The sequence below is a fragment of the Albidovulum sediminis genome, from assembly GCF_025380365.1.
Taxonomy (GTDB): domain Bacteria; phylum Pseudomonadota; class Alphaproteobacteria; order Rhodobacterales; family Rhodobacteraceae; genus Albidovulum; species Albidovulum sediminis.
Window position 1 is genome coordinate 201,721 of sequence record NZ_JAOCQF010000001.1, and the last position, 21,789, is coordinate 223,509.

16 protein-coding genes are annotated in these 21,789 nt (G+C 68.5%); 13 read left to right on the plus strand and 3 right to left on the minus strand.

Features of this window, described 5'->3' with window-relative positions; translation table 11 throughout:
- Nucleotides 1–31: 31 nt before the first annotated feature.
- Nucleotides 32–1,003, plus strand: coding sequence for an MBL fold metallo-hydrolase (locus N5I32_RS00995; protein ID WP_261493530.1), 972 nt, complete (start codon nt 32–34; stop codon nt 1,001–1,003).
- Nucleotides 1,004–1,042: 39 nt separating this feature from the next.
- On the opposite strand, the gene N5I32_RS01000 is transcribed toward N5I32_RS00995, so the two are convergent.
- Both N5I32_RS01000 and N5I32_RS01005 read right to left on the minus strand, forming a co-directional pair.
- A complete protein-coding gene (locus tag N5I32_RS01000; protein ID WP_261493531.1) occupies nt 1,043–4,483 on the minus strand; it encodes a pyruvate carboxylase in 3,441 nt (1,146 codons plus the stop codon).
- Between the two features lie 162 nt (nt 4,484–4,645).
- Nucleotides 4,646–5,782, minus strand: coding sequence for an alpha-hydroxy acid oxidase (locus N5I32_RS01005; RefSeq protein WP_261493532.1), 1,137 nt, complete (start codon nt 5,780–5,782; stop codon nt 4,646–4,648).
- Nucleotides 5,783–6,062: 280 nt separating this feature from the next.
- On the opposite strand from N5I32_RS01005, the gene N5I32_RS01010 reads away from it, so the two are divergent.
- Nucleotides 6,063–8,435 carry an ATP-dependent helicase gene (locus tag N5I32_RS01010; protein WP_261493533.1) on the plus strand — a complete coding sequence of 791 codons (2,373 nt, stop codon included), beginning with the start codon at nt 6,063–6,065 and terminating at the stop codon, nt 8,433–8,435.
- Nucleotides 8,436–8,907: 472 nt separating this feature from the next.
- On the opposite strand, the gene N5I32_RS01015 is transcribed toward N5I32_RS01010, so the two are convergent.
- Nucleotides 8,908–9,123: a DUF1127 domain-containing protein gene (locus N5I32_RS01015; RefSeq protein WP_261493534.1), complete on the minus strand. Its 216-nt coding sequence runs from the start codon at nt 9,121–9,123 to the stop codon at nt 8,908–8,910.
- Between the two features lie 270 nt (nt 9,124–9,393).
- Between N5I32_RS01015 and N5I32_RS01020 the strand changes: the two genes are divergently transcribed.
- The 11 genes from N5I32_RS01020 (at nt 9,394) to N5I32_RS01070 (ending at nt 21,787) form a co-directional block, all read left to right on the plus strand.
- Nucleotides 9,394–10,464 (plus strand): Mrp/NBP35 family ATP-binding protein, encoded by a 1,071-nt coding sequence (locus N5I32_RS01020; protein ID WP_261493535.1) that lies wholly within the window; start codon nt 9,394–9,396, stop codon nt 10,462–10,464.
- 631 nt (nt 10,465–11,095) lie between these two features.
- Nucleotides 11,096–11,602, plus strand: coding sequence for a division/cell wall cluster transcriptional repressor MraZ (mraZ, locus tag N5I32_RS01025; protein WP_261493536.1), 507 nt, complete (start codon nt 11,096–11,098; stop codon nt 11,600–11,602).
- A gap of 3 nt (nt 11,603–11,605) precedes the next feature.
- On the plus strand, nt 11,606–12,598 hold the full coding sequence (rsmH, locus tag N5I32_RS01030) for a 16S rRNA (cytosine(1402)-N(4))-methyltransferase RsmH (RefSeq protein WP_261493537.1): 993 nt from the start codon (nt 11,606–11,608) through the stop codon (nt 12,596–12,598).
- 2 nt (nt 12,599–12,600) lie between these two features.
- Complete coding sequence (gene ftsL / locus N5I32_RS01035) at nt 12,601–12,948, plus strand: cell division protein FtsL (protein WP_261493538.1); 348 nt, start codon at nt 12,601–12,603, stop codon at nt 12,946–12,948.
- Nucleotides 12,945–14,729: a peptidoglycan D,D-transpeptidase FtsI family protein gene (locus N5I32_RS01040; RefSeq protein WP_261493539.1), complete on the plus strand. Its 1,785-nt coding sequence runs from the start codon at nt 12,945–12,947 to the stop codon at nt 14,727–14,729. The genes ftsL and N5I32_RS01040 overlap by 4 nt, the downstream gene beginning before the upstream one ends.
- Nucleotides 14,730–14,755: 26 nt before the next feature.
- A complete protein-coding gene (locus N5I32_RS01045) occupies nt 14,756–16,237 on the plus strand; it encodes a UDP-N-acetylmuramoyl-L-alanyl-D-glutamate--2,6-diaminopimelate ligase (RefSeq protein ID WP_261493540.1) in 1,482 nt (493 codons plus the stop codon).
- A complete protein-coding gene (locus tag N5I32_RS01050; protein ID WP_261493541.1) occupies nt 16,237–17,685 on the plus strand; it encodes a UDP-N-acetylmuramoyl-tripeptide--D-alanyl-D-alanine ligase in 1,449 nt (482 codons plus the stop codon). The genes N5I32_RS01045 and N5I32_RS01050 overlap by 1 nt, the downstream gene beginning before the upstream one ends.
- On the plus strand, nt 17,686–18,768 hold the full coding sequence (gene mraY, locus N5I32_RS01055) for a phospho-N-acetylmuramoyl-pentapeptide-transferase (protein WP_261493542.1): 1,083 nt from the start codon (nt 17,686–17,688) through the stop codon (nt 18,766–18,768).
- A 12-nt stretch (nt 18,769–18,780) separates the two neighbouring features.
- Nucleotides 18,781–19,671 (plus strand): MBL fold metallo-hydrolase, encoded by an 891-nt coding sequence (locus N5I32_RS01060; protein ID WP_261493543.1) that lies wholly within the window; start codon nt 18,781–18,783, stop codon nt 19,669–19,671.
- A gap of 97 nt (nt 19,672–19,768) precedes the next feature.
- Nucleotides 19,769–20,560: a helix-turn-helix transcriptional regulator gene (locus N5I32_RS01065; RefSeq protein ID WP_261493544.1), complete on the plus strand. Its 792-nt coding sequence runs from the start codon at nt 19,769–19,771 to the stop codon at nt 20,558–20,560.
- A gap of 150 nt (nt 20,561–20,710) precedes the next feature.
- Nucleotides 20,711–21,787: an ABC transporter ATP-binding protein gene (locus N5I32_RS01070; RefSeq protein WP_304504702.1), complete on the plus strand. Its 1,077-nt coding sequence runs from the start codon at nt 20,711–20,713 to the stop codon at nt 21,785–21,787.
- The last annotated feature ends 2 nt before the right edge of the window (nt 21,788–21,789 follow it).

Genomic DNA, 21,789 nt, shown 5'->3' on the forward strand with positions numbered 1-21,789 from the left:
GGACGCCGAAACCCGAAAACAGGAGTATCCCATGTCTTCCTTCCTGACCAACCGCCGCCAGCTTTTCGTGGCGGCCGGCGCGCTTGCGACCGCGCCGATCCTCAGGGCGGCGCCGGCGCGTGCCGCCATCGACCCGGCCGGCGCCGCGCTGCGCGCCGTTCACCGCTTCTCGCTCGGCGGCATGAAGATCAGCGTCATCGACGACGCCCGCTTCACCTTTCCCGCGCCGATGTTCGCGGTGAACCAGCCCGAGGGCACGATCGCGCCCTTCCTCGAAGGCTTCGGCCTGCCGGGCGAGACGGTCAGCCTGCACATGCAGATGACGCTGGTCGAAACCGGCGGACGCAAGGTGCTGCTCGACACCGGGATGGGGGACATCACCTTCCCCGGCAACGCGGTCGACAACGGGCGCCTGTTCGCCGGGCTGGCGGTGCTGGGCGTGGCGGCGGAGGACATCACCGACGTGATCATCAGCCACGGCCACCCCGACCACATCGGCGCCTGTGCCATCGACGGGGCACCCGCCTTCCCGAACGCGACCTATCACATCCCGCCGGAAGAGCTGGAGTTCTGGACCCAGAAGCCGGGCGACGGCCAGGACTTCATGTCGATGATGCTGGCCGTCGGCAATGCCAAGCTTGAGCCCGTGCGCGCGCTGACGCGGCCCTACAAGGACGGGGACGAGATCGCGCCGGGCGTCTTTGCGGTGGCCGCGCCGGGCCACACGGTCGCGCACCACGCAATCCTGCTGTCGGACGGGGGCGAAAAGCTTCTGCACCTGATGGACACGGCCGTTCACTACCTTGTCGGACCCGAACAGCCCGACTGGGCGATGGGCGTGGAGATGGACGTCGAGAAGGCTGCCGAGACGCGCCGCCGCCTGTTCCGGCAGGCCGCCGAGGAAAAGCTTCTGGTGGCGGGATACCACTTCCCCTTCCCGGGTGTCGGCCGGATCGTGGAGCAGGGCGCAGCCTGGCGCTACGTGCCGATGCAGACGGCCTGACCTTGAAGAGGGACGGGGGCGGCGCTTTGCGCGCCGCCCCTATTCCAGTTCGATCAGCAGGTCCTTCGCCTCGATCTGGCTGCCCGGATGGACATGGACCGCCTTCACCGTCGCCGCGCGCTCGGCGTGGATGCCGGTTTCCATCTTCATCGCCTCGATGGTCAGCAAAAGGTCGCCCGCGTTGACCTTGGCGCCCGCGCCGACCGCAACCGAGGCGACCGAGCCCGGCATCGGCGCGCCGATGTGGTTGGGGTTGCCGTCGGTGGCCTTGGGCCGCGCGGCGGTCTTCGACTTCACCAGCCGGTTCGGCACGCGGATCACGCGCGGCTGGCCGTTCAGTTCGAAGAACACCTTGACCTCTCCGGTCGCGTCGGTCTCGCCCACCGCCTGAAGCCGGATTTCCAGCGTCTTGCCGGGGTCGATCTCGGCGGTGATCTCCTCGCCCGGTTCCATGCCGTAGAAGAAGGTCCGGGTCGGCAGGGTGCGGACCGGGCCGTAGATGCGGTGGCGGCCCATGTAGTCGAGGAAGACCTTGGGATACATGAGATATCCGTTCAGATCCTCGTCATCGACGGCAAAGCCCAGAAGTTCCTTCGACACGGCGGCGCGGGTCGCGGCCAGATCGACCGGGGGCAGGTGCTTGCCGGGGCGTTCGGTGTTCGGCCGCTCGCCCTTCAGCACCTTCTTCACGATGACCTCGGGGAAGCCCCCCGGCGGCTGGCCAAGGTTGCCGCGCAGCATGTCCACGACCGAGTCGGGGAAGGCCACGTCGACGGCGGGATCCTCGACCTGCGCGCGGCTCAGCCCCTGCGCGACCATCATCAGCGCCATGTCGCCCACGACCTTCGACGACGGCGTGACCTTGACGATGTCGCCGAACATCCGGTTGGCGTCGGCATAGGCCTGCGCGACCTCGTGCCAGCGTTCCTCAAGCCCAAGGCTGCGCGCCTGGGCCTTGAGGTTGGTGAACTGCCCGCCCGGCATCTCGTGCAGGTAGACCTCCGAGGCCGGCGCTTCGAGCCCGGACTCAAAAGCGCGGTACTGGTGGCGGACCGCTTCCCAGTAGTTCGACATCTGACGGATCGCCGCGATGTCGAGGCCGGTGTCGCGTTCGGTATGGGCCAGCGCCTCGACGATGGAGCCGAGGCAGGGCTGCGAGGTGCCGCCCGAGAAGGCATCCATCGCCGCGTCCACCGCCGCAACGCCGGCGTCGGCGGCGGCGAGGATCGTGGCCCCGGCGATGCCGCTGGTGTCATGGGTGTGGAAGTGGATCGGCAGGCCGACCTCTTCCCTCAGCGCCTTGAAGAGGACGCGCGCGGCGGCGGGCTTCAGGAGGCCGGCCATGTCCTTCAGCCCCAGCACATGCGCGCCCGCATCGCGCAGCGCCTTGCCCATGGAGACGTAGTAGGCCAGGTCGTATTTCGCCCGGTCGGGGTTCAGGATGTCGCCGGTGTAGCAGATCGCCGCCTCGCAGACCTTGTCGTTCTCGATCACCGCGTCCATGGCGACGCGCATGTTCTCGACCCAGTTCAGGCTGTCGAAGACGCGGAAGACGTCGATGCCGGTCGTCGCGGCCTGGCGGACGAATTCCTGCACCACGTTGTCGGGGTAGTTGGTGTAGCCCACCCCGTTCGAGGCGCGCAGCAGCATCTGCGTCATCAGGTTCGGCATCGCCCGGCGCAGGTCGCGCAGGCGCTGCCAGGGGCATTCCTGCAGGAATCGGTAGGCGACGTCGAAGGTGGCGCCGCCCCAGCATTCGACCGAGAAAAGCTGCGGCAGGTTCGCGGCGTAGGCGGGCGCCACCTTGATCATGTCGATGGAGCGCATGCGCGTGGCCAGAAGGCTCTGGTGCCCGTCGCGCATCGTGGTGTCGGTCAGCAGCAGTTTCTTCTGGCTTGCCATCCAGTCCGCCACCGCCTGCGGGCCCTTTTCCTCCAGCAGGGTGCGCGTGCCGGGGGCAGGGGCGGCCCGCAGCGCGGGCACCTTCGGCGCGCGCGCCTCGGCCGGGGGCTTCGGCCGCCCCGCGGTCTCGGGGTGCCCGTTCACGGTGATGTCGGCGATGTAGGTCAGGATTTTCGTCGCGCGGTCGCGGCGCTTGCGGAACTGGAACAGGTCCGGCGTCGTGTCGATGAACTTCGTGGTGTAGGTGTTGTTGAGGAAGGTCGGGTGCTTCAGCAGGTTCTCGACAAAGGCGATGTTGGTGGAGACGCCGCGGATGCGGAACTCGCGCAGCGCCCGGTCCATCCGCGCGATCGCCTGTTCCGGCGTCGGTGCCCAGGCGGTGACCTTGACCAGAAGCGAGTCGTAGTAGCGGGTGATGACCCCGCCCGAATAGGCGGTGCCGCCATCGAGCCGGATGCCCATGCCGGTGGCGGAGCGGTAGGCGGTGATGCGGCCGTAGTCGGGGATGAAGTTGTTCTGCGGGTCCTCGGTCGTCACCCGGCACTGGAGCGCGTGGCCCGACAGGCGGATGTCCTCCTGCCGGGCGATGCCGGTGGCCTCGGCCAGCGTCTTGCCCTCGGCGATGCGGATCTGGGCCTGGACGATGTCGATGCCGGTCACCTCCTCGGTGACGGTATGCTCGACCTGGACGCGGGGGTTCACCTCGATGAAGTAGAACTTGCCGGAGTCCATATCCATCAGGAATTCGACGGTGCCGGCGCATTCGTAGTTCACATGGGCGCAGATGCGGCGGCCCAGTTCGCAGATATCGGCGCGCTGTTCGTCGGTCAGGTAGGGGGCGGGGGCGCGTTCCACAACCTTCTGGTTCCGGCGCTGCACGGTGCAGTCCCGCTCGTAAAGGTGGTAGATCGACCCGTGCCGGTCGCCGAGGATCTGCACCTCCACATGGCGCGCGCGCAGGATCATCTTTTCCAGATAACCCTCGCCGTTGCCGAAGGCGGCCTCGGCCTCGCGCCGGCCCTCGCGCACCTTTTCGGCCAGTTCGTCAGGCCCGTTGATGGGGCGCATCCCCCGCCCGCCGCCGCCCCACGAGGCCTTGAGCATCAGGGGATAGCCAATCTCGGCGGCTTCCTTCCTGATCGCGTCGAAGTCGTCGCCCAGCACCTCGGTCGCGGGGATCACCGGGACGCCCGCGGCAACGGCCACGCGCCGCGCGCTGGCCTTGTCGCCCAGCGCGCGCATCGTCTCGGCCTTCGGCCCGATGAAGGTGATGCCGGCGGCGTCGCAGGCCTCCACGAACTCGGGGTTCTCGGACAGGAGCCCGTAGCCCGGATGGATCGCGTCTGCCCCGCATTCCTTCGCGACGCGGATGATCTCGGGGATCGAGAGATAGGCCGCGACCGGCCCCAGCCCGCCGCCGATCCGGTAGGCCTCGTCGGCCTTGAAACGGTGGAGCGACAGCTTGTCTTCCTCGGCGTAGACCGCGACGGTCTTCTTTCCCAGCTCGGTCGCCGCGCGCATGACGCGGATCGCGATTTCCCCCCGGTTGGCGACAAGGATCTTGCGGAACTCGGTCATCGGCGGCCCTCCCTGCTGACGGCGCGGACTTTAGGCTTGCTGCACTGCGGCGCAAGTCCCGAATCCGGCAGATCGTCAGGATTCTGCAACATTCCGTTCTGCATATTCCCCGCAGCGCGGCACTCTGATGCACAAGCGAAGCATAGAGAGCGAAACGCGACGTCAGCGGCCGAGAAGCCGCGCCGGCAGGTCGGCCAGTTGCCGCGCGCCAAGCTGACCCATGTTGGCCCTGAGGTCGCTTGCTAGGAGGTCGATCAGATGCTCAGGCCCGCGGTCACCCAGCGCGCCAAGCGCATAGTGCCAGGCGCGGCCCAGCATGACGAAATCGGCGCCAAGCGCGATCGCGCGCAGGATGTCGAGCCCGCCCTCGATCCCGCCGTCGAGAATCACAGGCAACGTGGTGGCGGCGCGGATGGCGGGCAGCGCCTCGATCGACGCGGGGGCGGCGTCGAACTGCCGGCCCGCGTGATTGGACACCCAGATCGCGTCCGCGCCTTCGTCCTGAAGCCGCGCCGCATCGTCGGGGTTGAGCACGCCCTTCACGATCAGCGGCCCGTCCCAGGCGTCGCGCAAGGCGCCGAGATAGTCCCAGTCGGGCGCGGTGCGCAGCAGGTATCCGGCATGCGCGGTCGAGGACAGGCTGGACGTGTTGTCGGCGTAGGCGTCGAGGAAGCGCATCCGCGGCATCCCCAGCCTCAGCGTGCCCGCGGTCCAGGCCGGGCAGCGCGCCACCTGCGCCAGCAGGCGCGGCGTCAGGCGCGGCGGCTGGGTCAGGCCGGACCGGGTCTGCCGCTCCCGCCGGCTGGCGACGGGGACATCCACGGTCAGGATCAGCGCGCTGAACCCGGCCGCCTTCGCACGGCGGAGCATGTCGGTCCGGATCGCCGGGTCGCGCGGCGGATAAAGCTGGAACCAGCCGTGTTGGCCGAGGACGGGGGCCAGATCCTCGGGCGTCCGGCTGGCCACGGTCGAAAGGCTGTAGGGCAGCCCCGCCCGCGCCGCCGCCGCGGCAAGCCTGCGTTCCGCGTCGGGCCAGATCAGCCCCGACATGCCGACCGGCGCCACCCCGAAGGGCAGGGGGAAATCGTGCCCGAAAAGGCGCACCGAGGGGTCGCAGGCGATTTCCCCGTGCAGGATCGAGGGTCGGAACAGGACCCTGTCGAACTCCGCCCGGTTGCGCCGCAGCGTCGCCTCGGTGCCCGTCGCGCTGTCCAGGTATTCCCAGACGAAATGCGGAATCCGCGCCCGCGCGCGCGCCCTGAGGTCCGAAATCGCGGGGAATCTCTGGTGCAGGTCCATGTTTCGATCCAGGGGGCAAGGCGTCGTCAATATCCAGTGCGGGCAGGGGCCTCAGCCGGCATGCAGGCGCGCGGCGCCGATCTCGCGCATCCAGGCCTCGGTTACATGCTGATAGATCACACGGTTGAGGTACTGGACCAAGCGACTGTTCCCCGTTCACTGCCACCCACAGGTGTAGCGAACCGCGCCGAAGGTGCAAGGCCGCCGCGCCGCAGGCCATGGCGAACGGACCGGGAACACGGGCTTTCATTTTCTGGCGCCGGGGCATAGATTGGCGGCCATGAGCCGTTTTGCCGACGATCCGTCCGACCAAGACATGCCCGGGGGCGCCGCCCTGTCGCTGTCCGCGCGCGCCATGGCGGCGCGGCCTGCGCCCTATCTCGACGGGCTGAACCCGGCGCAGCGGCAGGCGGTCGAGGCGCTCGATGGTCCGGTCCTGATGCTGGCCGGCGCCGGCACCGGCAAGACCCGTGCCCTGACCGCGCGGATCGTGCATCTTCTGGCCACCGGGCGGGCGCGCCCGAACGAGATCCTCGCCGTCACCTTCACCAACAAGGCCGCGCGCGAGATGAAGGACCGCGTCGGCCGGCTGATGGGGCAGGCGGTTGAGGGGTTGCCGTGGATGGGCACCTTCCACTCGATCAGCGTTAAGATCCTCAGACGGCATGCCGAACTGGTCGGGTTGAAGTCGAACTTCACCATCCTCGACACCGACGACCAGATCCGGCTTCTGAAACAGGTGATCGCGGCCGCGAACATCGACGAAAAGCGCTGGCCCGCGCGGCAACTGGCCGGCCTCATCGACCACTGGAAGAACCGCGCCTGGGGCCCCGATCAGGTGCCTTCGTCCGAGGCCGCGGCCTTCAACCACGTCGGAACGGAGCTTTACGCCGCCTACCAGCAGCGCCTGCTGACGCTGAACGCCTGCGACTTCGGCGACCTTCTGCTGCATGTCGTGACGATCTTCCAGAAACACCCCGACGTGCTGGCGCAGTACCAGCGCATGTTCCGCTACATCCTTGTCGACGAATACCAGGATACCAACGTCGCCCAGTATCTCTGGCTGCGCCTGCTCGCCGCGGGGCATCGCAACATCTGCTGCGTGGGCGACGACGACCAGTCGATCTACGGCTGGCGGGGGGCGGAGGTCGGCAACATCCTGCGCTTCGAAAAGGACTTTCCGGGCGCGACGGTGATCCGGCTGGAACAGAACTACCGCTCCACTGAACACATCCTCGCCGCCGCCTCGGGGCTGATCGCGGCCAACGCCGGGCGGCTCGGCAAGACCTTGTGGACCGAGGCAAAGGGCGGCGAGAAGGTACGCCTGATCGGCCACTGGGACGGCGAGGAAGAGGCGCGCTGGATCGGCGAGGAGGCGGAGGCGCTGCAACGCGGCACCCGCGGGCGCGACCCCGTCAGCCTCGACCGCCAGGCGATTCTCGTCCGCGCCTCCCACCAAATGCGCGCGTTCGAGGACCGGTTCCTGACCATCGGCCTGCCCTACCGGGTCGTGGGCGGCCCGCGCTTCTACGAACGGCTCGAAGTGCGCGACGCCATGGCCTATTTCCGGATGGCGGTCAGCCCCGCCGACGACCTGGCCTTCGAGAGGATCGTGAACACGCCCAAGCGCGGGCTGGGCGACAAGGCGGTGCAGACGATCCAGCGCCAGGCCCGCGAGGACGGGACGAGCCTGCACGAGGCTGCGCGCTACTGCGCCGCCTCGGGCCGGATCGGTGGCAAGGGCGGGGCGCAGTTGCGGCTTCTGGTGGAACAGATCGACCGCTGGCACCGGGCGGTGCAGGTCGCCGACTACGACCACGTCCGCCTGGCCGAAACCATCCTCGACGAATCGGGCTACACCGCCATGTGGCAGGCCGACAAGACGCCCGAGGCGCCGGGGCGGCTTGAAAACCTCAAGGAACTCGTCAAGGCGCTGGAAAACTTCGACAACCTGCAAGGCTTCCTCGAACATGTCTCGCTGATCATGGACAACGACAGCGAGGATGCGGAGGAGAAGATCACCATCATGACGCTCCATGCCGCCAAGGGGCTGGAATTTCCGGTGGTCTTCCTGCCGGGATGGGAGGACGGGCTGTTCCCCTCTCAGCGCAGCATGGACGAAAGCGGGTTGAAGGGGCTGGAGGAGGAGCGGCGGCTGGCCTATGTCGGCATCACCAGGGCGGAGGAACTCTGCACAATCTCCTTCGCCGGCAACCGCCGCGTCTACGGCCAGTGGCAAAGCCAGTTGCCCTCGCGCTTCATCGACGAACTGCCCGCGCGCGAGGTCGAGGTGCTGACGCCCCCCGGCCTTTACGGCGGCGGCTATGGCGCTGCTGCCCCGCAGGCAAGCGCGATGGAAGACCGCGCGACCCGCGCCGATGTCTACAACTCTCCGGGCTGGAAGCGGATGCAGGACCGCTCCGGCCAGCGTGGCCTGTCGCAGCCGCGCGAGGCGCGCCACGCCGTCATCGACCTTGACGCGGTCTCGGCCTTCACCGAGGGCGACCGCGTCTTTCACCGCAAGTTCGGCTACGGCACGGTCGAGGGGACCGAGGGCGACAAGCTCGAGATTGCCTTCGACAAGGCCGGCGTGAAGCATGTCGTGGCCAGCTTCGTCGTCGCCGCCGAAACCGCGGACGACATCCCCTTCTGATCCGCCTTCTTCGTTGCCTTGAACACGCCCGCCGGGCGCGCGCCGGCCTGCGCGGGCTGTCGATGCCTGTCCCGCTGCAAGGAAAAAAGAAAACGGCGGCCCCTGGGAGGAGGAGGGACCGCCGTCATGACGTGGACCCCAGGGAGGAGGAGGGGGCCCGCGTTGGGTCGTGAAGGGTCGGTGGCGGCTCAGGGAGGAGGAGGAGCCGCCACCGTCTTCACTGCGGCGCACCCAAGGGAGGAGGAGGGGCGCGCACGCATGCCTTTGGGCCATCCGGGCCCGAAATCTGTCCGGCGTCCTGCCGGGAAGGGAAGTCGCGGCGGTGGCAGGGAGGAGGAAGCCACCGCCGCGCTTCGGTCCGGAACCCTCAGGGAGGGAGGAGGGGGTTCCGTCGGTCTCGCGGCGACATCAGGGAGGAGGAAGATGCCGCCGCTGGTCCCGCGCCAGGGAGGAGGAAGGCGCGGGGAATTCCTTACTTGCCGTAGGCCGCCTCGATCGAGATCGAGTCGATCATCGACCGGTTGATGCCCAGGTCGCTGAGGTCGCGGTCGGTCAGGGCGTTCAGTTCCTTGACCGTCTGGCGGTAAACCTTGTAGCGGCTGCGGGCATCCTGCAGGTTGCGGAGGAAAGCGCCGATCCGGTCGGTCAGCCCCAGTTCAACTCCACTCAGCATCGATACGTTTGCCATTTCATCACCTTTTCATCATCTCGACGCCGTCCCTGGCGTCCTGCGTCAAGCGCCTTGTTCTGCGCTGTTGGGGCTAACATGGGCCGGATGCTGCGACTGCACAATAGGTCGCGCAGTCAATGCTGCCATGCAGAAAATGCATAACCCATTCTGACCTGTTTTCGGGCATTTGCCTTGTCCTTGCGTCATTTTTTAGGCTTGGTGCGGATGCGCCCCTTGCCGTTGTCATGCAACCGTCACAACTCTGGCGCCAAAGCGAAGGAGCCTGCGATGAGCCTGACCCGTGAAGCCGTCCTTGAAGCCCTCAAGCGCGTGGCGCTGCCCGATGGCGGCGACCTTGTCGGGCGCGACCTTGTCCGCGCGCTCTCGGTCGAGGGGGGGGCGGTGCGATTCGTGCTCGAGGCGCCCGATCCGGACACCGCCCGCCGCATGGAACCGGTCAGGCAGGCGGCCGAGGCTGCGGTCCGGGCGCTGGCGGGTGTTGCCTCGGTCTCGGTCGTGCTGACCGCGCACGGGCCGGCCCCGAAGGCGCCCGCGCCCAGCCTGAAGATCGGCGGCCACCCGACGCCGCAGGCCGGTCCGCAGCCGGTGGCGGGCGTGCACCGGATCGTCGCCATCGCCTCGGGCAAGGGCGGGGTGGGCAAGTCCACGCTGTCGTCGAACCTCGCCGTGGCGCTGGCGCGGCAGGGGCGGCGGGTCGGGTTGCTCGACGCCGATATTTACGGGCCGTCGCAGCCGCGCATGATGGGCGTGTCGCAGCGCCCGGCCTCGCCCGACGGCAAGACCATCATCCCGCTCAAGGCCCACGGCGTCACCATGATGTCGATCGGCCTGATGCTGAAGGAGGATGAGGCCGTGGTCTGGCGCGGGCCGATGCTGATGGGGGCGCTGCAGCAGTTGCTGGGACAGGTCGCCTGGGGCGAGTTGGACGTGCTGATCGTCGACCTGCCGCCGGGAACCGGCGACGTGCAACTGACGCTCTGCCAGAAGACGCACCTGACCGGCGCCATCGTCGTCTCCACCCCGCAGGACATCGCCCTTCTGGACGCGCGGCGCGCCATCGACATGTTCGGCAAGCTCAAGACCCCGATCCTGGGGCTGGTCGAGAACATGTCGACCTATGTCTGCCCCAACTGCGGGCACGAGGCGCATCTGTTCGGCCATGGCGGCGTTGCCGCCGAGGCGGCGAAGCTGGGGGTTCCCTTCCTCGGGGAGATCCCGCTGAACCTCGACATCCGCCTTGCGGGCGATGCCGGCACGCCCATCGCCGCCACAGAGGGGCCCGTGGCCGAGGCCTACGCCCGCCTCGCGCACCGGCTGGTCGCTGGCGGAATGGCCTGAGCCGGGATTTCACGGGACCGGCGCGCGCGCCACGGGACCGCACGGGAACGGGCGGGCGCCTACCGCCGAAATTGAGTGCGAATCACGCAGCGCGGGCGCGCTGAGGCGTGATTCCGTGCGATCTTGATCGCGCCAAGGCACTAGATGGCTATGTTTGCCAAAGTTTGTGGGAATTTACGGGACATCCTGTCTCCGTTAAGATTTCAACATATTGTGAGCAATCTTCGTATGCTCGCTATTTGTAGCGGCATCTTGAGTAGATGTCATAAATTTCCGTATTTTCTTCGCCTTATCTGGAAGAGCTTTTGTATCGGGCGGCGTAGTTTTTCCTTGCTTCCCGTGAATTCCCATGCAATCCCTATACGTACCGATGAAGACGGGCTCTAAGGGCACAAAGACCCAAACGGCAGAAGTCAGGTTTCATACAGGCACCCGCTTTCATCGAACCAAGAGATCCGGCGCTCATGCGAGCAGACATCCCCCCAGGTGGCAGGGCGACCGGACAGACCCAGTAATGGGAACGAGGGCGGCGGATCGGGCAGTGGCAGCAGCCCGATCCGCCGTTGTCGTTCCGGGGCCGGCCCGTCGGCGCGGCCCCGGATGTGAGGGACAGGTACGGGAGCGCGGGCCGGTGGCACGCAGGTTCAGAGGGTCGGATACGTTCAAGGTGGACGCGAAGGGTCGCGTTTCCATCCCCGCCCCCTTCCGCCGCGTGATCGAGGCCTCGGACCCCGACTGGAAGGAAGGTCTGCGTCCCAACATCGTCATCGTCTACGGCCCCGAAAGCCAGGACTGGCTCGACGTCTATTCGATGGAAGCCGTGCACGAGATCGACGCGCAGATCGCGCTCATGCAGCGCGGCTCGCCAGAGCGGCTCTGGAACGAGGAACTCATGTACGGCCAGTCGTTCGAGGCGCAGGTCGACGACGACGGGCGCCTGACCATCCCGCAGAAATACCGCGACAAGATCGGCCTGAAGGGTGAGGCGTTCTTCATCTCGGCCGGCGACTACTTCCGCATCTGGAACCCGGAAGCCTACGAAGCCAGGGCCACGCGCCACAGCCGCCGCTTCACCGACCAGTACCCCGAGGACTTCGACCCCCGAAGCCTTCTGCCACCCCTGCCGCCAAAGGGGTGAGAGATGGCTGCTGCCGCAATCCCGACACCGCCGCAAGGTCCCCATATTCCCGTACTGCTGCGGCCGCTGTTACAGGCGGTCGCACCCGTCTTCGGGGTCTGGGTGGACGGCACCTTCGGCGCGGGCGGATATGCACGCGGACTGCTTGCCGCGGGCGCGGAACAGGTGATCGGGATCGACCGGGATCCCATGGTCTTCGAAATGGCACGCGCCTGGGCGGCGCCTTATGGCGACCGGCTCCGGCTGGTCGAAGGCACGTTTTCCGACCTCGATGCGATCGCGGGCGGGCCGGTCGACGGGGTCGTGCTCGACCTTGGCGTTTCCTCGATGCAGCTTGACCTTCCCGAACGGGGGTTTTCCTTCCAGAAGGACGGCCCGCTCGACATGCGCATGGCCGACAGCGGGCCGACGGCGGCGGACCTCGTGAACACCGCGTCCGAGGGCGAGATCGCCGACATCCTCTACCACTACGGCGAGGAACGCGCCTCGCGGCGCATCGCGCGGGCGATCGTGGCGGGGCGTCCCTTCGCGCGGACGCTGCAGCTTGCCGCGGTGATCGAGCGTTGCCTGCCGCGTCCGAAGCCGGGCCAGAGCCATCCCGCGACGCGCAGCTTCCAGGCGATCCGCATCGCGGTGAACGACGAATTCGGACAGCTTGTCCGGGGGTTGGAGGCGGCCGAACGGGCGCTGAAGCCCGGCGGCAAGCTGGCCGTGGTCAGCTTCCACTCGCTGGAGGACCGGATCGTGAAGCGGTTTTTCCAGCAGCGGTCGGGGACCGAGGGGCAGGGCAGCCGCCACGCCCCCGCGCGCGAAGGCCAGGCCCCCGGCTTCACGCTGCTGACGCGCCGCGCCATCGGCCCCGACGACGCGGAACTGGCCGCGAACCCGCGCGCGCGCTCCGCCCTCCTGCGGGTGGGTCGCCGCACCGATGCCCCCGCCCGCCCGGCCGACCGCGCCGCGCTCGGCCTTCCGAAACCCGCGCTGATGGGACTTTGACGATGCGCAACCTGCTTTATGTCCTGACCGCCTTCGCCGTGATGGGTCTGGCCTTCTGGGCCTACCGCGAGAATTACCGCACCCAGGCCGAGGTTGCCGAGGCGCGCAGGCTTCAGGCGGAAATCGCCGACCTGCGCGAACGCCTGGGGGTGCTGAAGGCGGAGTGGGCCTATCTGAACCGTCCCGACCGCCTCAGGGCGCTGGCGGAGATCAACTTTGCCCGTCTCGGCCTTCTGCCGATGCAGCCGCAACAGTTCGGCGACGTGCGCCAGGTATCCTATCCCGACCTCGACCTGCTGCCCGTCGCCGATGCGGTGGACACGGCCGCGATCCTGGAGGCGGGCCAATGATCCGCACGCCGCTGCGCCCGCTGGCCCGCATCCTGTCGGCCCGCGACCGGGGCGAGAACCCCGATGCGATCGAACGCGCCAACATCCGCGACCGGCACGAGGCGATGCGCGACCGCGCCCGCGCCCGCGCCGAGGGGCGGCTGCTCCTCCTCGGGGTGGCCTTCTTCGCCGCCTTCTCCGTCGTCGGGATCCGCATGGGCGTCCTGGCGACGACTGAACCCGAAGAGCCGCAGGCCGTGGCCTCCGGCGCCTCGATCCTCGCGCAGCGGGCCGATATCGTCGACCGGCGCGGGCGGGTTCTGGCGACGAACCTTGTGACCCACGCGCTTTACGCGCAGCCGCAGATGATGGTGGACCCCGCGCGCGCGGCCAAGGGGCTGGCGATGATCTTCCCCGACCTGAAGGAGGAAGACCTGCTGAAGGACTTCACCGGGTCGCGCAAGTTCCTGTGGATCAAGAAGAAGATCTCGCCCGAGCAGATGCAGCTGGTGCACGAGATCGGCGATCCCGGCCTGCTGTTCGGCCCGCGAGAGATGCGGCTTTACCCCAACGGGGCCTTGGCCTCGCATGTGCTGGGCGGTGCGAGCTTCGGGCGCGAGGGTGTCGCCTCGGCCGAGGTGATCGGCACGGCGGGGGTGGAACGCACCTTTGACGCCTGGCTGCGCGATCCGGCCAACGGTGGCGCGCCGCTGGAACTGTCGCTTGACCTCACCGTGCAGTCCACGGTCGAGGAAGTGCTGGACGGCGGCATGAAGTTGATGAACGCCAAGGGGGCGGCCGCGATCCTGATGAGGGTCGATACCGGGGAGATCGTCTCCATGGCCTCGCTGCCCGACTTCGATCCGAACGACCGGCCGGCCCCGCTGACCAAGGGCGAGGCCGGCGATACGCCGCTTTTCAACCGCGCGGTGCAGGGGGTCTACGAACTCGGCTCGACATTCAAAATCTTCGCCATTGGCCAGGCGCTCGACCTCGGGCTTGTCAACCCGGACACGATGGTGGACACCAAGGGGCCGATGATCTGGGGCCGCTTCAAGATCCGCGATTTCCACAACTACGGGCCCGCGCTGTCGGTGCGCGACGTCATCATCAAGTCCTCGAACATCGGCACCGCGCATATCGCCCAGCAGATCGGCGCGGAGCGTCAGCAGGAATTCCTCAAGTCGCTCGGCTTCTTCGAGCCGACGGCGGTGGAACTGGCCGAGGCCGCCTCGGCCCGGCCGATCGTGCCGAAGAAATGGCCGGAGATCACGACGATGACGGTGTCCTACGGGCACGGGCTTTCGGCCAGCCCGCTGCACCTTGCCGCCGCCTATGCCAGCATGGTCAACGGCGGCCGGCGCGTTACGCCGACGATCTTGCGCGCAAAGTCGCAGCCGCAGGGCGCACAGGTGCTGTCGCCGGAGGTTTCGGCCGAGATCCGCGGCATGCTGCGCGCGGTCGTCCAGCGCGGCACCGCCACCTTTGCCGAGGTTCCCGGCTACGACGTCGGCGGCAAGACCGGCACCGCGGACAAGCCGATGCCGAGGGGCGGCGGCTACTACAAGGACAAGGTGATCGCCACCTTCGCCTCGGTCTTCCCGGCGCACGACCCGCAATATGTCCTTGTCGTCTCGCTCGACGAACCGGTGGAGACCTCGGGGACCGAGCCGCGTCGCACCGCGGGCTGGACCGCGGTTCCGGTCGCGGCCGAGATCATCCGCCGCGTCGCCCCGCTCATGGGCCTCAGACCCGAGGTTGAACCCACCGCCGCGGACGGAGTAACACTCGTCAGCAACTGAACCGGGCGTGGGGGCCTGAGACGACGATGACGAGTGCTACGAAATCGCTGGCCGACCTCGGGCTGACGGCGCAGGGCGGGCGGGAGGTCCGAGTGACCGGCCTTGCCGTCGACAGCCGGCAGGTGAAGCCCGGAAACCTGTTCGCGGCCCTGCCCGGTAGCCGGGTTCACGGCGGGGAGTTCATCCAGTATGCGCTGCGCATGGGCGCGGGCGCGGTCCTGACCGACCGCGAGGGGGCCGAGATCGCGGCGGCAGAGCTTGCGGGCTCGGACGCGGCGGTCGTGGTGACGGAGGACCCACGCCAGACGCTCGCCTTCGCGGCGGCGCTGTGGTTCGGGCGCCAGCCGGAAACCGTGGTCGCCGTCACCGGCACCTCGGGCAAGACATCGGTCGCGACCTTCACGCGCCAGATTTGGCAGGCGCTGGGGCGTCCGGCGGCGAACCTCGGCACCATGGGGGTGCTGGGCGATTTCACCGCGCCGCTCGCCCACACGACGCCCGAGCCGATCACGCTGCACCGCGTCCTCGCACAAATGGCGGATGCCGGGATCACCCACGCGGCGATGGAGGCCTCGTCCCACGGGCTCGACCAGGGTCGGCTCGACGGGGTGCGGCTGAAGGCCGGGGCCTTCACCAACTTCAGCCAGGATCACCTCGACTACCACGCCGACTTCGAGGAATACTTTGCCGCCAAGGCCGGGCTGTTTGCCCGCGTCCTGCCCGAAGAGGCGACCGCCGTGATCAACATCGACGAGGCGCGGGGCCGCGAGATGGCCAAGATCGCGGGCGGGCGGGGGCTGGACCTGATCACGGTCGGGCGCTCTCCGGTGGCCGATCTCTGCATTGCCTCGCAACGCTTCGACGCCACCGGGCAGGACCTGCGATTCACCTGGAAGGGCGCGCCGCATCTGGTGCGGCTGGCGCTGATGGGCGGGTTCCAGGCCGAAAACGTGCTGGCGGCGGCGGGCCTTGCCATCGCCGGCGGCGAGGCGCCGGAGGCGGTCTTTGCCACGCTGTCCGGGCTGACCACGGTGCGCGGCCGGATGGAGCTTGCGGCCAAGCGCGACAACGGCGCCACCGTCTTCGTTGACTATTCGCACAAGCCTGGCGCGCTCGCCTCGGCGCTGCAATCGCTGCGCCCCCACGTGATGGGCCGCATCGTCTGCGTCTTCGGCGCGGGCGGCGACCGAGACCGGCTGAAGCGCCCGCTGATGGGGCAGGCGGCGGCCGAGTTCGCCGACGTGGTGATCGTGACCGACGACAATCCGCGCACTGAAGACCCGGCGGCGATCCGGGCCGAGGTGATGGCCGGCTGCCCCGAGGCGACCGAGGTCGCCGACCGGGCAGAGGCGATCCTGCGGGGGGTGGATGCGCTGTTGCCGGGCGACGCGCTCCTGATCGCGGGCAAGGGGCACGAGACCGGGCAGATCGTCGGCACCGACGTCTATCCCTTCGACGATGCCGAACAGGCCAGCGTCGCCGTGGCCGCGCTGGACGGAAGGATCTGATGGACCCGCTCTGGACCTCCGCCGATGCCGAAGCCGCGACCGGGGGCCGCGCGACGCGCCCCTTTGCCGCCACCGGCGTGTCGATCGACACCCGGACCCTGCAACCCGGCGACCTTTTCGTGGCGCTGAAGGACGTGCGCGACGGGCACGACTTCGTCGCCGAGGCGCTGCGCCGGGGTGCGGCGGCGGCGCTCGTCTCGCGCCTGCCCGAGGGGTGCGGCGATGATGCTCCCCTCCTGATCGTGCCGGACGTTCTGGCCGCGCTCGCCGCATTGGGCCAGGCCGGCCGGGCGCGGTCGCCGGCGCGGGTGGTGGCGGTGACGGGATCGGTCGGCAAGACCTCGACCAAGGAAATGCTGCGCGTCGTGCTGGCCGGGCAGGGCCGCGTCCATGCCGCCGAGGCCAGCTACAACAACCACTGGGGCGTGCCGCTGACGCTGGCGCGGCTGCCGCGCGACGCCGATTTCGCGGTGATCGAGATCGGCATGAACCACCCCGGAGAGATTGCGCCGCTGGCGCGGCTGGCGCGGCCCGATGTGGCGATGATCACAACCGTCGCGCCGGTGCACCTGGAGGCCTTCGCCGACGGGGTGGACGGGATCGCGCGGGAAAAGGCCGCGATCTTCGAGGGGCTGGAGCCGGGCGGCGCGGCGATCGTGCCGTCGGGCCTGCCCGTCACGCCGATCCTGCTGGACGCTGCCCGCGGGGCCGCGCGCGTGATCCGCTTCGGCGCCGAGGCGGGGGACGACTGGCGGCTTCTTTCGGTGATCCTGTCGCAGGACGCGACCGTGGTGAAGGCCGAACATGCCGGTCAGCCGATCCTCTTCAAGCTGAAGACCGCCGGGCGCCACTTCGCCGCGAACGGCCTGGGCGTCCTGGCCGCGGCGGGCGCGCTGGGTGCCGACCCTGCGGTGGCGGCCTGCGATCTCGGCCTCTGGTCGCCCCCCGCCGGGCGCGGCACGCGCGAACGCATCTTTCTCGACATCGTCGACGAGGCACAGTCCTTCGACATGATCGACGATGCCTTCAACGCCAATCCCGCCTCGATGGGGGCGGCCTTCGACGTCCTGGCGGCGGCGGAGACGCGCGACGGCGTCGGCCGCCGGCACGAGGGGCGGCGGGTGGCGATTCTTGGCGACATGCTGGAACTTGGCCCGACCGAGGCGGCGCTGCACGCCGGCTTGGCCCGTCACCCGGCGATGGCGCGCATCCATCTGGTGCACTGCGTCGGTCCCCTGATGCGCCACCTCTGGCAGGCGCTCCCCGAGGCCCGGCGCGGCGAGTGGCACCCGACGGCGGCCGACCTCGCGCAGCGGGTGCATCTGCTGGCGGACGCGGGCGATGTGGTCCTGGTCAAGGGCTCGAAGGGTTCGAAGGTCAGCATCGTTGTTGACGGCCTGCGCAAACTCGGGCAACCGGGCGCGGGCGAAACGCGGGGAACGGAATAGATGCTCTACTGGCTCAAGTTTCTGTCGGACGGCGGCGACGTCTTCAACCTGTTCCAGTACATTACCTTTCGGGCCGGGGGCGCCTTCTTCACCGCGCTGATCTTCGGGTTCATCTTCGGCCAGCCGCTGATCAACCTGCTGCGGCGCAAGCAGAAGAAGGGCCAGCCGATCCGCGACGACGGCCCGCAGTCCCACTTCGCCAAGGCCGGCACGCCGACAATGGGGGGACTGCTGATCCTGTCGGCGATGTTGGTGGCGACGCTCATGTGGGCACGTCTCGACAATCCCTATGTCTGGATCGTGCTGTTCGTCACCATCGCCTTCGGATTGATCGGCTTTGCCGACGACTACGCCAAGGTGACCAAGCAGAACACCAAGGGCGTGTCATCGCGCATCCGCTTTGCCATCGGGCTGCTGATCGCTGCCTTGGCGGGGGCTGCCGCCGCCTGGGTGCATCCGGCGGACCTGACCAACCAGCTGGCGGTTCCGGTCTTCAAGAACCTGCTGATCAACCTCGGGATATTCTTCGTGCCCTTCTCGATGATCGTCATCGTCGGGGCGGCGAACGCGGTGAACCTGACCGACGGGCTTGACGGGCTGGCGGTGATGCCCGTTATGATCGCGGCCGGGGCGCTGGGAATCATCGCCTACGTGGTCGGCACCTCGACGTTCTCGGCCTATCTCGGCGTCCACTATGTGAAAGGCACGGCCGACCTTCTGGTCTTCACCGCCGCCCTGATCGGCGGGGGACTCGGGTTCCTCTGGTACAACGCCCCCCCCGCGGCGGTCTTCATGGGCGACACCGGATCGCTCGCGCTCGGCGGCGCGCTGGGCGCCATCGCGGTCGTGACCAAGCACGAGATCGTGCTGGCGATCGTCGGCGGCCTTTTCGTGGTCGAAGCGCTGAGCGTCATCATCCAGGTCCTCTATTTCAAGCGCACCGGCCGGCGCGTGTTCCTGATGGCGCCGATCCACCACCACTTCGAGAAGAAGGGCTGGGCCGAGCCGCAGATCGTGATCCGCTTCTGGATCATCTCCCTCATTCTGGCTCTGATCGGGCTGGCCACACTCAAGCTCCGCTGAAGGATTTCAACAATGGATACCCTGAGGGTCTTTGAACCCTTTCCCAACCTTTTCGCCTTCTACGACGGCCGCGTGCCGGGGCATCGCTTCCTGCCCCAGGACAACTGGGTGGATGCGGGCGCCATCTCTCTCGGCATCGCGAGCTATGCGCTCGTGTCCGGGACGCGGGCGCTGGTCTACGACACCCATGTGTCGGTCGCCCATGCACAAGCGATCCGCGCTGATCTGGAGCGCCGGGGCGTGCGGGAATTCACCGTCATCTACAGCCACTGGCACCTCGACCATGTCGCGGGAACGGCGGCGTTCACCGGCGCCGAGGTGATCGCCAACGCGCGCACCGCCGCGCACCTGGCCCGCCTCAGGCCCGCGATCGAGGCGGGAACGCTGGAGGGCCCGCCCGCCATCGCGCCGCTGGTGCTGCCCACGCAGGTCTTTTCGGGCGCGCTTTCGTTCGAGTTCGGGGGCGAGCGGGTCGAGCTGATCGAGGCCAACATCCATTCCGACGATGCGACGCTCCTGTGGTTGCCCGAACGCGGCGTCCTCTTGGCGGGCGACACGGTCGAGGATACCGTTACCTTCGCGGACACGCCCGAGGACTTCGCCGTTCACCTGACTGAGCTTGACCGCGTCGCGGGCCTTGGCGCGCGCCACATCCTGCCCAATCATGGCGCGCCGGAACGGATCGCGGCCGGCGGTTACGGGCCGGGCCTGATCGGCGCGACGCAGCGCTATATCCGCTGGCTGACCGACAATGCCGCCGACCCCGCGGCGGCAGAGGTGCCGCTGGCCTCGATCGTGGCGGCGGACATCGCGGCGGGCGATCTGGTCTGGTGGGGCGAGTACGAGGCGGTGCACGACCACAACCTCGGCCGCGCGCGGGACTGGCGCCTGTCGGGCGGCTGACGGGCGGCGGGCGGGCGGCGGGGCGGGCCGGGACACGAAAACGGTTTCGCCCGGCGGCACGCTTGGTATGATCGCCCCGAAGCGGCCGGGGCCAGACGTGTATCTCAAGACCAGCTTGCCGAGCGTGACCACCGAGGAAGCCCTGGGCGCGGCCATCGACGCGGTCGGCCGGGCAGAGTTCATGCCCGCCGTCCTCGACTACCTGCGCACGCTCGCCCCCTTTCACGGCTGCCTTGCGCTTCTGTTCGAAAGCGACAAGCGGCCGGTCCATGTCTACGACAACGTGCGGGCCGAACGCCGCGCCGTGGTAATCGACCGCTATCTCGACGGGGCCTACCTGCTCGACCCGTTCCGCGAATACTTCCTCAACAGCCGGGGTGACGCGGTCGCCCGCCTGCGCGAGGTGGCGCCGGACCGGTTCCGCAACTCCACCTACTACCAGAGCTATTACAGCCACATCCGGCTTCGGGACGAGATCGGGCTCTTCGTGGGGCTCGCGAACGGCAAGACGCTGTTCTTCTCGATCGCGCCGGTCGATGCCGAGCGGGAGTTCAGCCAGGGCGACGTGCGCGCGCTGCGCCGTGCCCTGCCGGTCCTCTCCGCGCTCTGCCGGCGCCATTTCGACCGCTACGACCACGGCGAGGCCGGCACGCTGTCGGTCAACGTCGAGGAGGTGTTGACCGCCGGGGCGGGCGCCTGCCTGTCGCGGCGCGAGGGGCAGATCGCGGCGCTCATCCTCAAGGGCCACTCGACCGAGGCGATCGCGCGCCTGATCGGCATTTCCGGCGGCACGGTCAAGCTGCACCGCAAGAACATCTACCGAAAGCTGCACATCTCCTCGCAAGGGGAGCTTTTCAACCTGCTGCTGTCGGAACTGGCCAAGCCCTGAGCGGTTCGGGTCGCGCGCCATCCCCCGCCCGATATATCCCAAGAGGGGTATTTACACCCGTCCGTGCTGCCCTCAGTCTGGGGGGCGATGGGCCGCCGGCGTCAAGACCGCGACAAGGCCCCGCAGGGAAAGATCAGCGGAGGACGGGACTTGGGCTCGGACGACGGCTTTATCGAAATCGTCGATGTGACAAAGGCCTTCGGCCCGGCGGACCGGCGGGTGTTCGCGCTCGGGGGCGTGACGGCAACCATCCGGCGGGGGGAGTTCTTCACGCTTCTCGGGCCGTCGGGCTGCGGCAAGACCACGCTTCTGCGGCTGATCGCGGGGTTCGAGCTGCCGACCTCGGGCGAGATCCGGCTTGACGGGCAGGAGATCGGCCACCTGCCGCCGTTCCGCCGCCCGGTCAACACGGTCTTCCAGAACTACGCGCTGTTCCCGCACATGACGGTGGCCGAGAACATCGGCTTCGGGCTGGAGATGCTGGACAAGCCGCGCGCCGAGATCGCGTCGACGGTCGCGCGGATGCTGGCACTCGTGAAGATGAGCGATCTTGCCGGGCGCCGGACCGACCAGTTGTCGGGCGGCCAGCAGCAGCGCGTGGCGCTGGCCCGCGCGCTGGCCCCCCAGCCCAAGGTGCTGCTCCTCGACGAACCGCTGTCGGCGCTTGACCTGAAGCTGCGCAAGGAAATGCAGGTCGAACTCAAGCGCATCCAGCACGAGACCGGCATCACCTTCATCTTCGTCACCCACGACCAGGAAGAGGCGCTGACCATGTCGGACCGCATCGCGGTCATGGAAAAGGGTCACATCCTCCAGATCGGCTCGCCGACCGAGATCTACAACGCGCCCGCCGCGCGGTTCGTGGCCGACTTCATCGGCGACATCAATTTCATCGAGGGCGAGGTGGTTTCCTGCGGCGACGGCCGGGCCGAGGTCAGGCTGCCCTCGGGCCCGTTGCTGAGCGCACATGCGGGGCAGCCCGTCAGCGGGCGGGTGACGCTGGCGATCCGGCCCGAGAAGATCGGGCTGAGGGCGGCGGGGGACGGCACGGCGCAGCTTTCGGGCCGGATCACCAACCTCGTCTATTTCGGCTCGGGCACCAACGTGCATGTCGACGCGGGGATCGGTGCCGACATCGTCGCGCGCACGACCACGCCCGGCGTCGCGATCGGCGACCGGGTGGGCCTGGACCTGCCCTTCGCCGACCTCTCGGTTCTGGCGGAGTAGCG

Bases quoted from the DNA above. Each gene is read 5' to 3' on its own strand.
- N5I32_RS00995 (WP_261493530.1), top strand. From the start codon at position 32: ATGTCTTCCTTCCTGACCAACCGCCGCCAGCTTTTCGTGGCGGCCGGC.
- N5I32_RS01000 (WP_261493531.1), bottom strand. From the start codon at position 4,483: ATGACCGAGTTCCGCAAGATCCTTGTCGCCAACCGGGGGGAAATCGCG.
- N5I32_RS01005 (WP_261493532.1), bottom strand. From the start codon at position 5,782: ATGGACCTGCACCAGAGATTCCCCGCGATTTCGGACCTCAGGGCGCGC.
- N5I32_RS01010 (WP_261493533.1), top strand. From the start codon at position 6,063: ATGAGCCGTTTTGCCGACGATCCGTCCGACCAAGACATGCCCGGGGGC.
- N5I32_RS01015 (WP_261493534.1), bottom strand. From the start codon at position 9,123: ATGGCAAACGTATCGATGCTGAGTGGAGTTGAACTGGGGCTGACCGAC.
- N5I32_RS01020 (WP_261493535.1), top strand. From the start codon at position 9,394: ATGAGCCTGACCCGTGAAGCCGTCCTTGAAGCCCTCAAGCGCGTGGCG.
- rsmH (WP_261493537.1), top strand. From the start codon at position 11,606: ATGGCTGCTGCCGCAATCCCGACACCGCCGCAAGGTCCCCATATTCCC.
- ftsL (WP_261493538.1), top strand. From the start codon at position 12,601: ATGCGCAACCTGCTTTATGTCCTGACCGCCTTCGCCGTGATGGGTCTG.
- N5I32_RS01040 (WP_261493539.1), top strand. From the start codon at position 12,945: ATGATCCGCACGCCGCTGCGCCCGCTGGCCCGCATCCTGTCGGCCCGC.
- N5I32_RS01045 (WP_261493540.1), top strand. From the start codon at position 14,756: ATGACGAGTGCTACGAAATCGCTGGCCGACCTCGGGCTGACGGCGCAG.
- N5I32_RS01050 (WP_261493541.1), top strand. From the start codon at position 16,237: ATGGACCCGCTCTGGACCTCCGCCGATGCCGAAGCCGCGACCGGGGGC.
- mraY (WP_261493542.1), top strand. From the start codon at position 17,686: ATGCTCTACTGGCTCAAGTTTCTGTCGGACGGCGGCGACGTCTTCAAC.
- N5I32_RS01060 (WP_261493543.1), top strand. From the start codon at position 18,781: ATGGATACCCTGAGGGTCTTTGAACCCTTTCCCAACCTTTTCGCCTTC.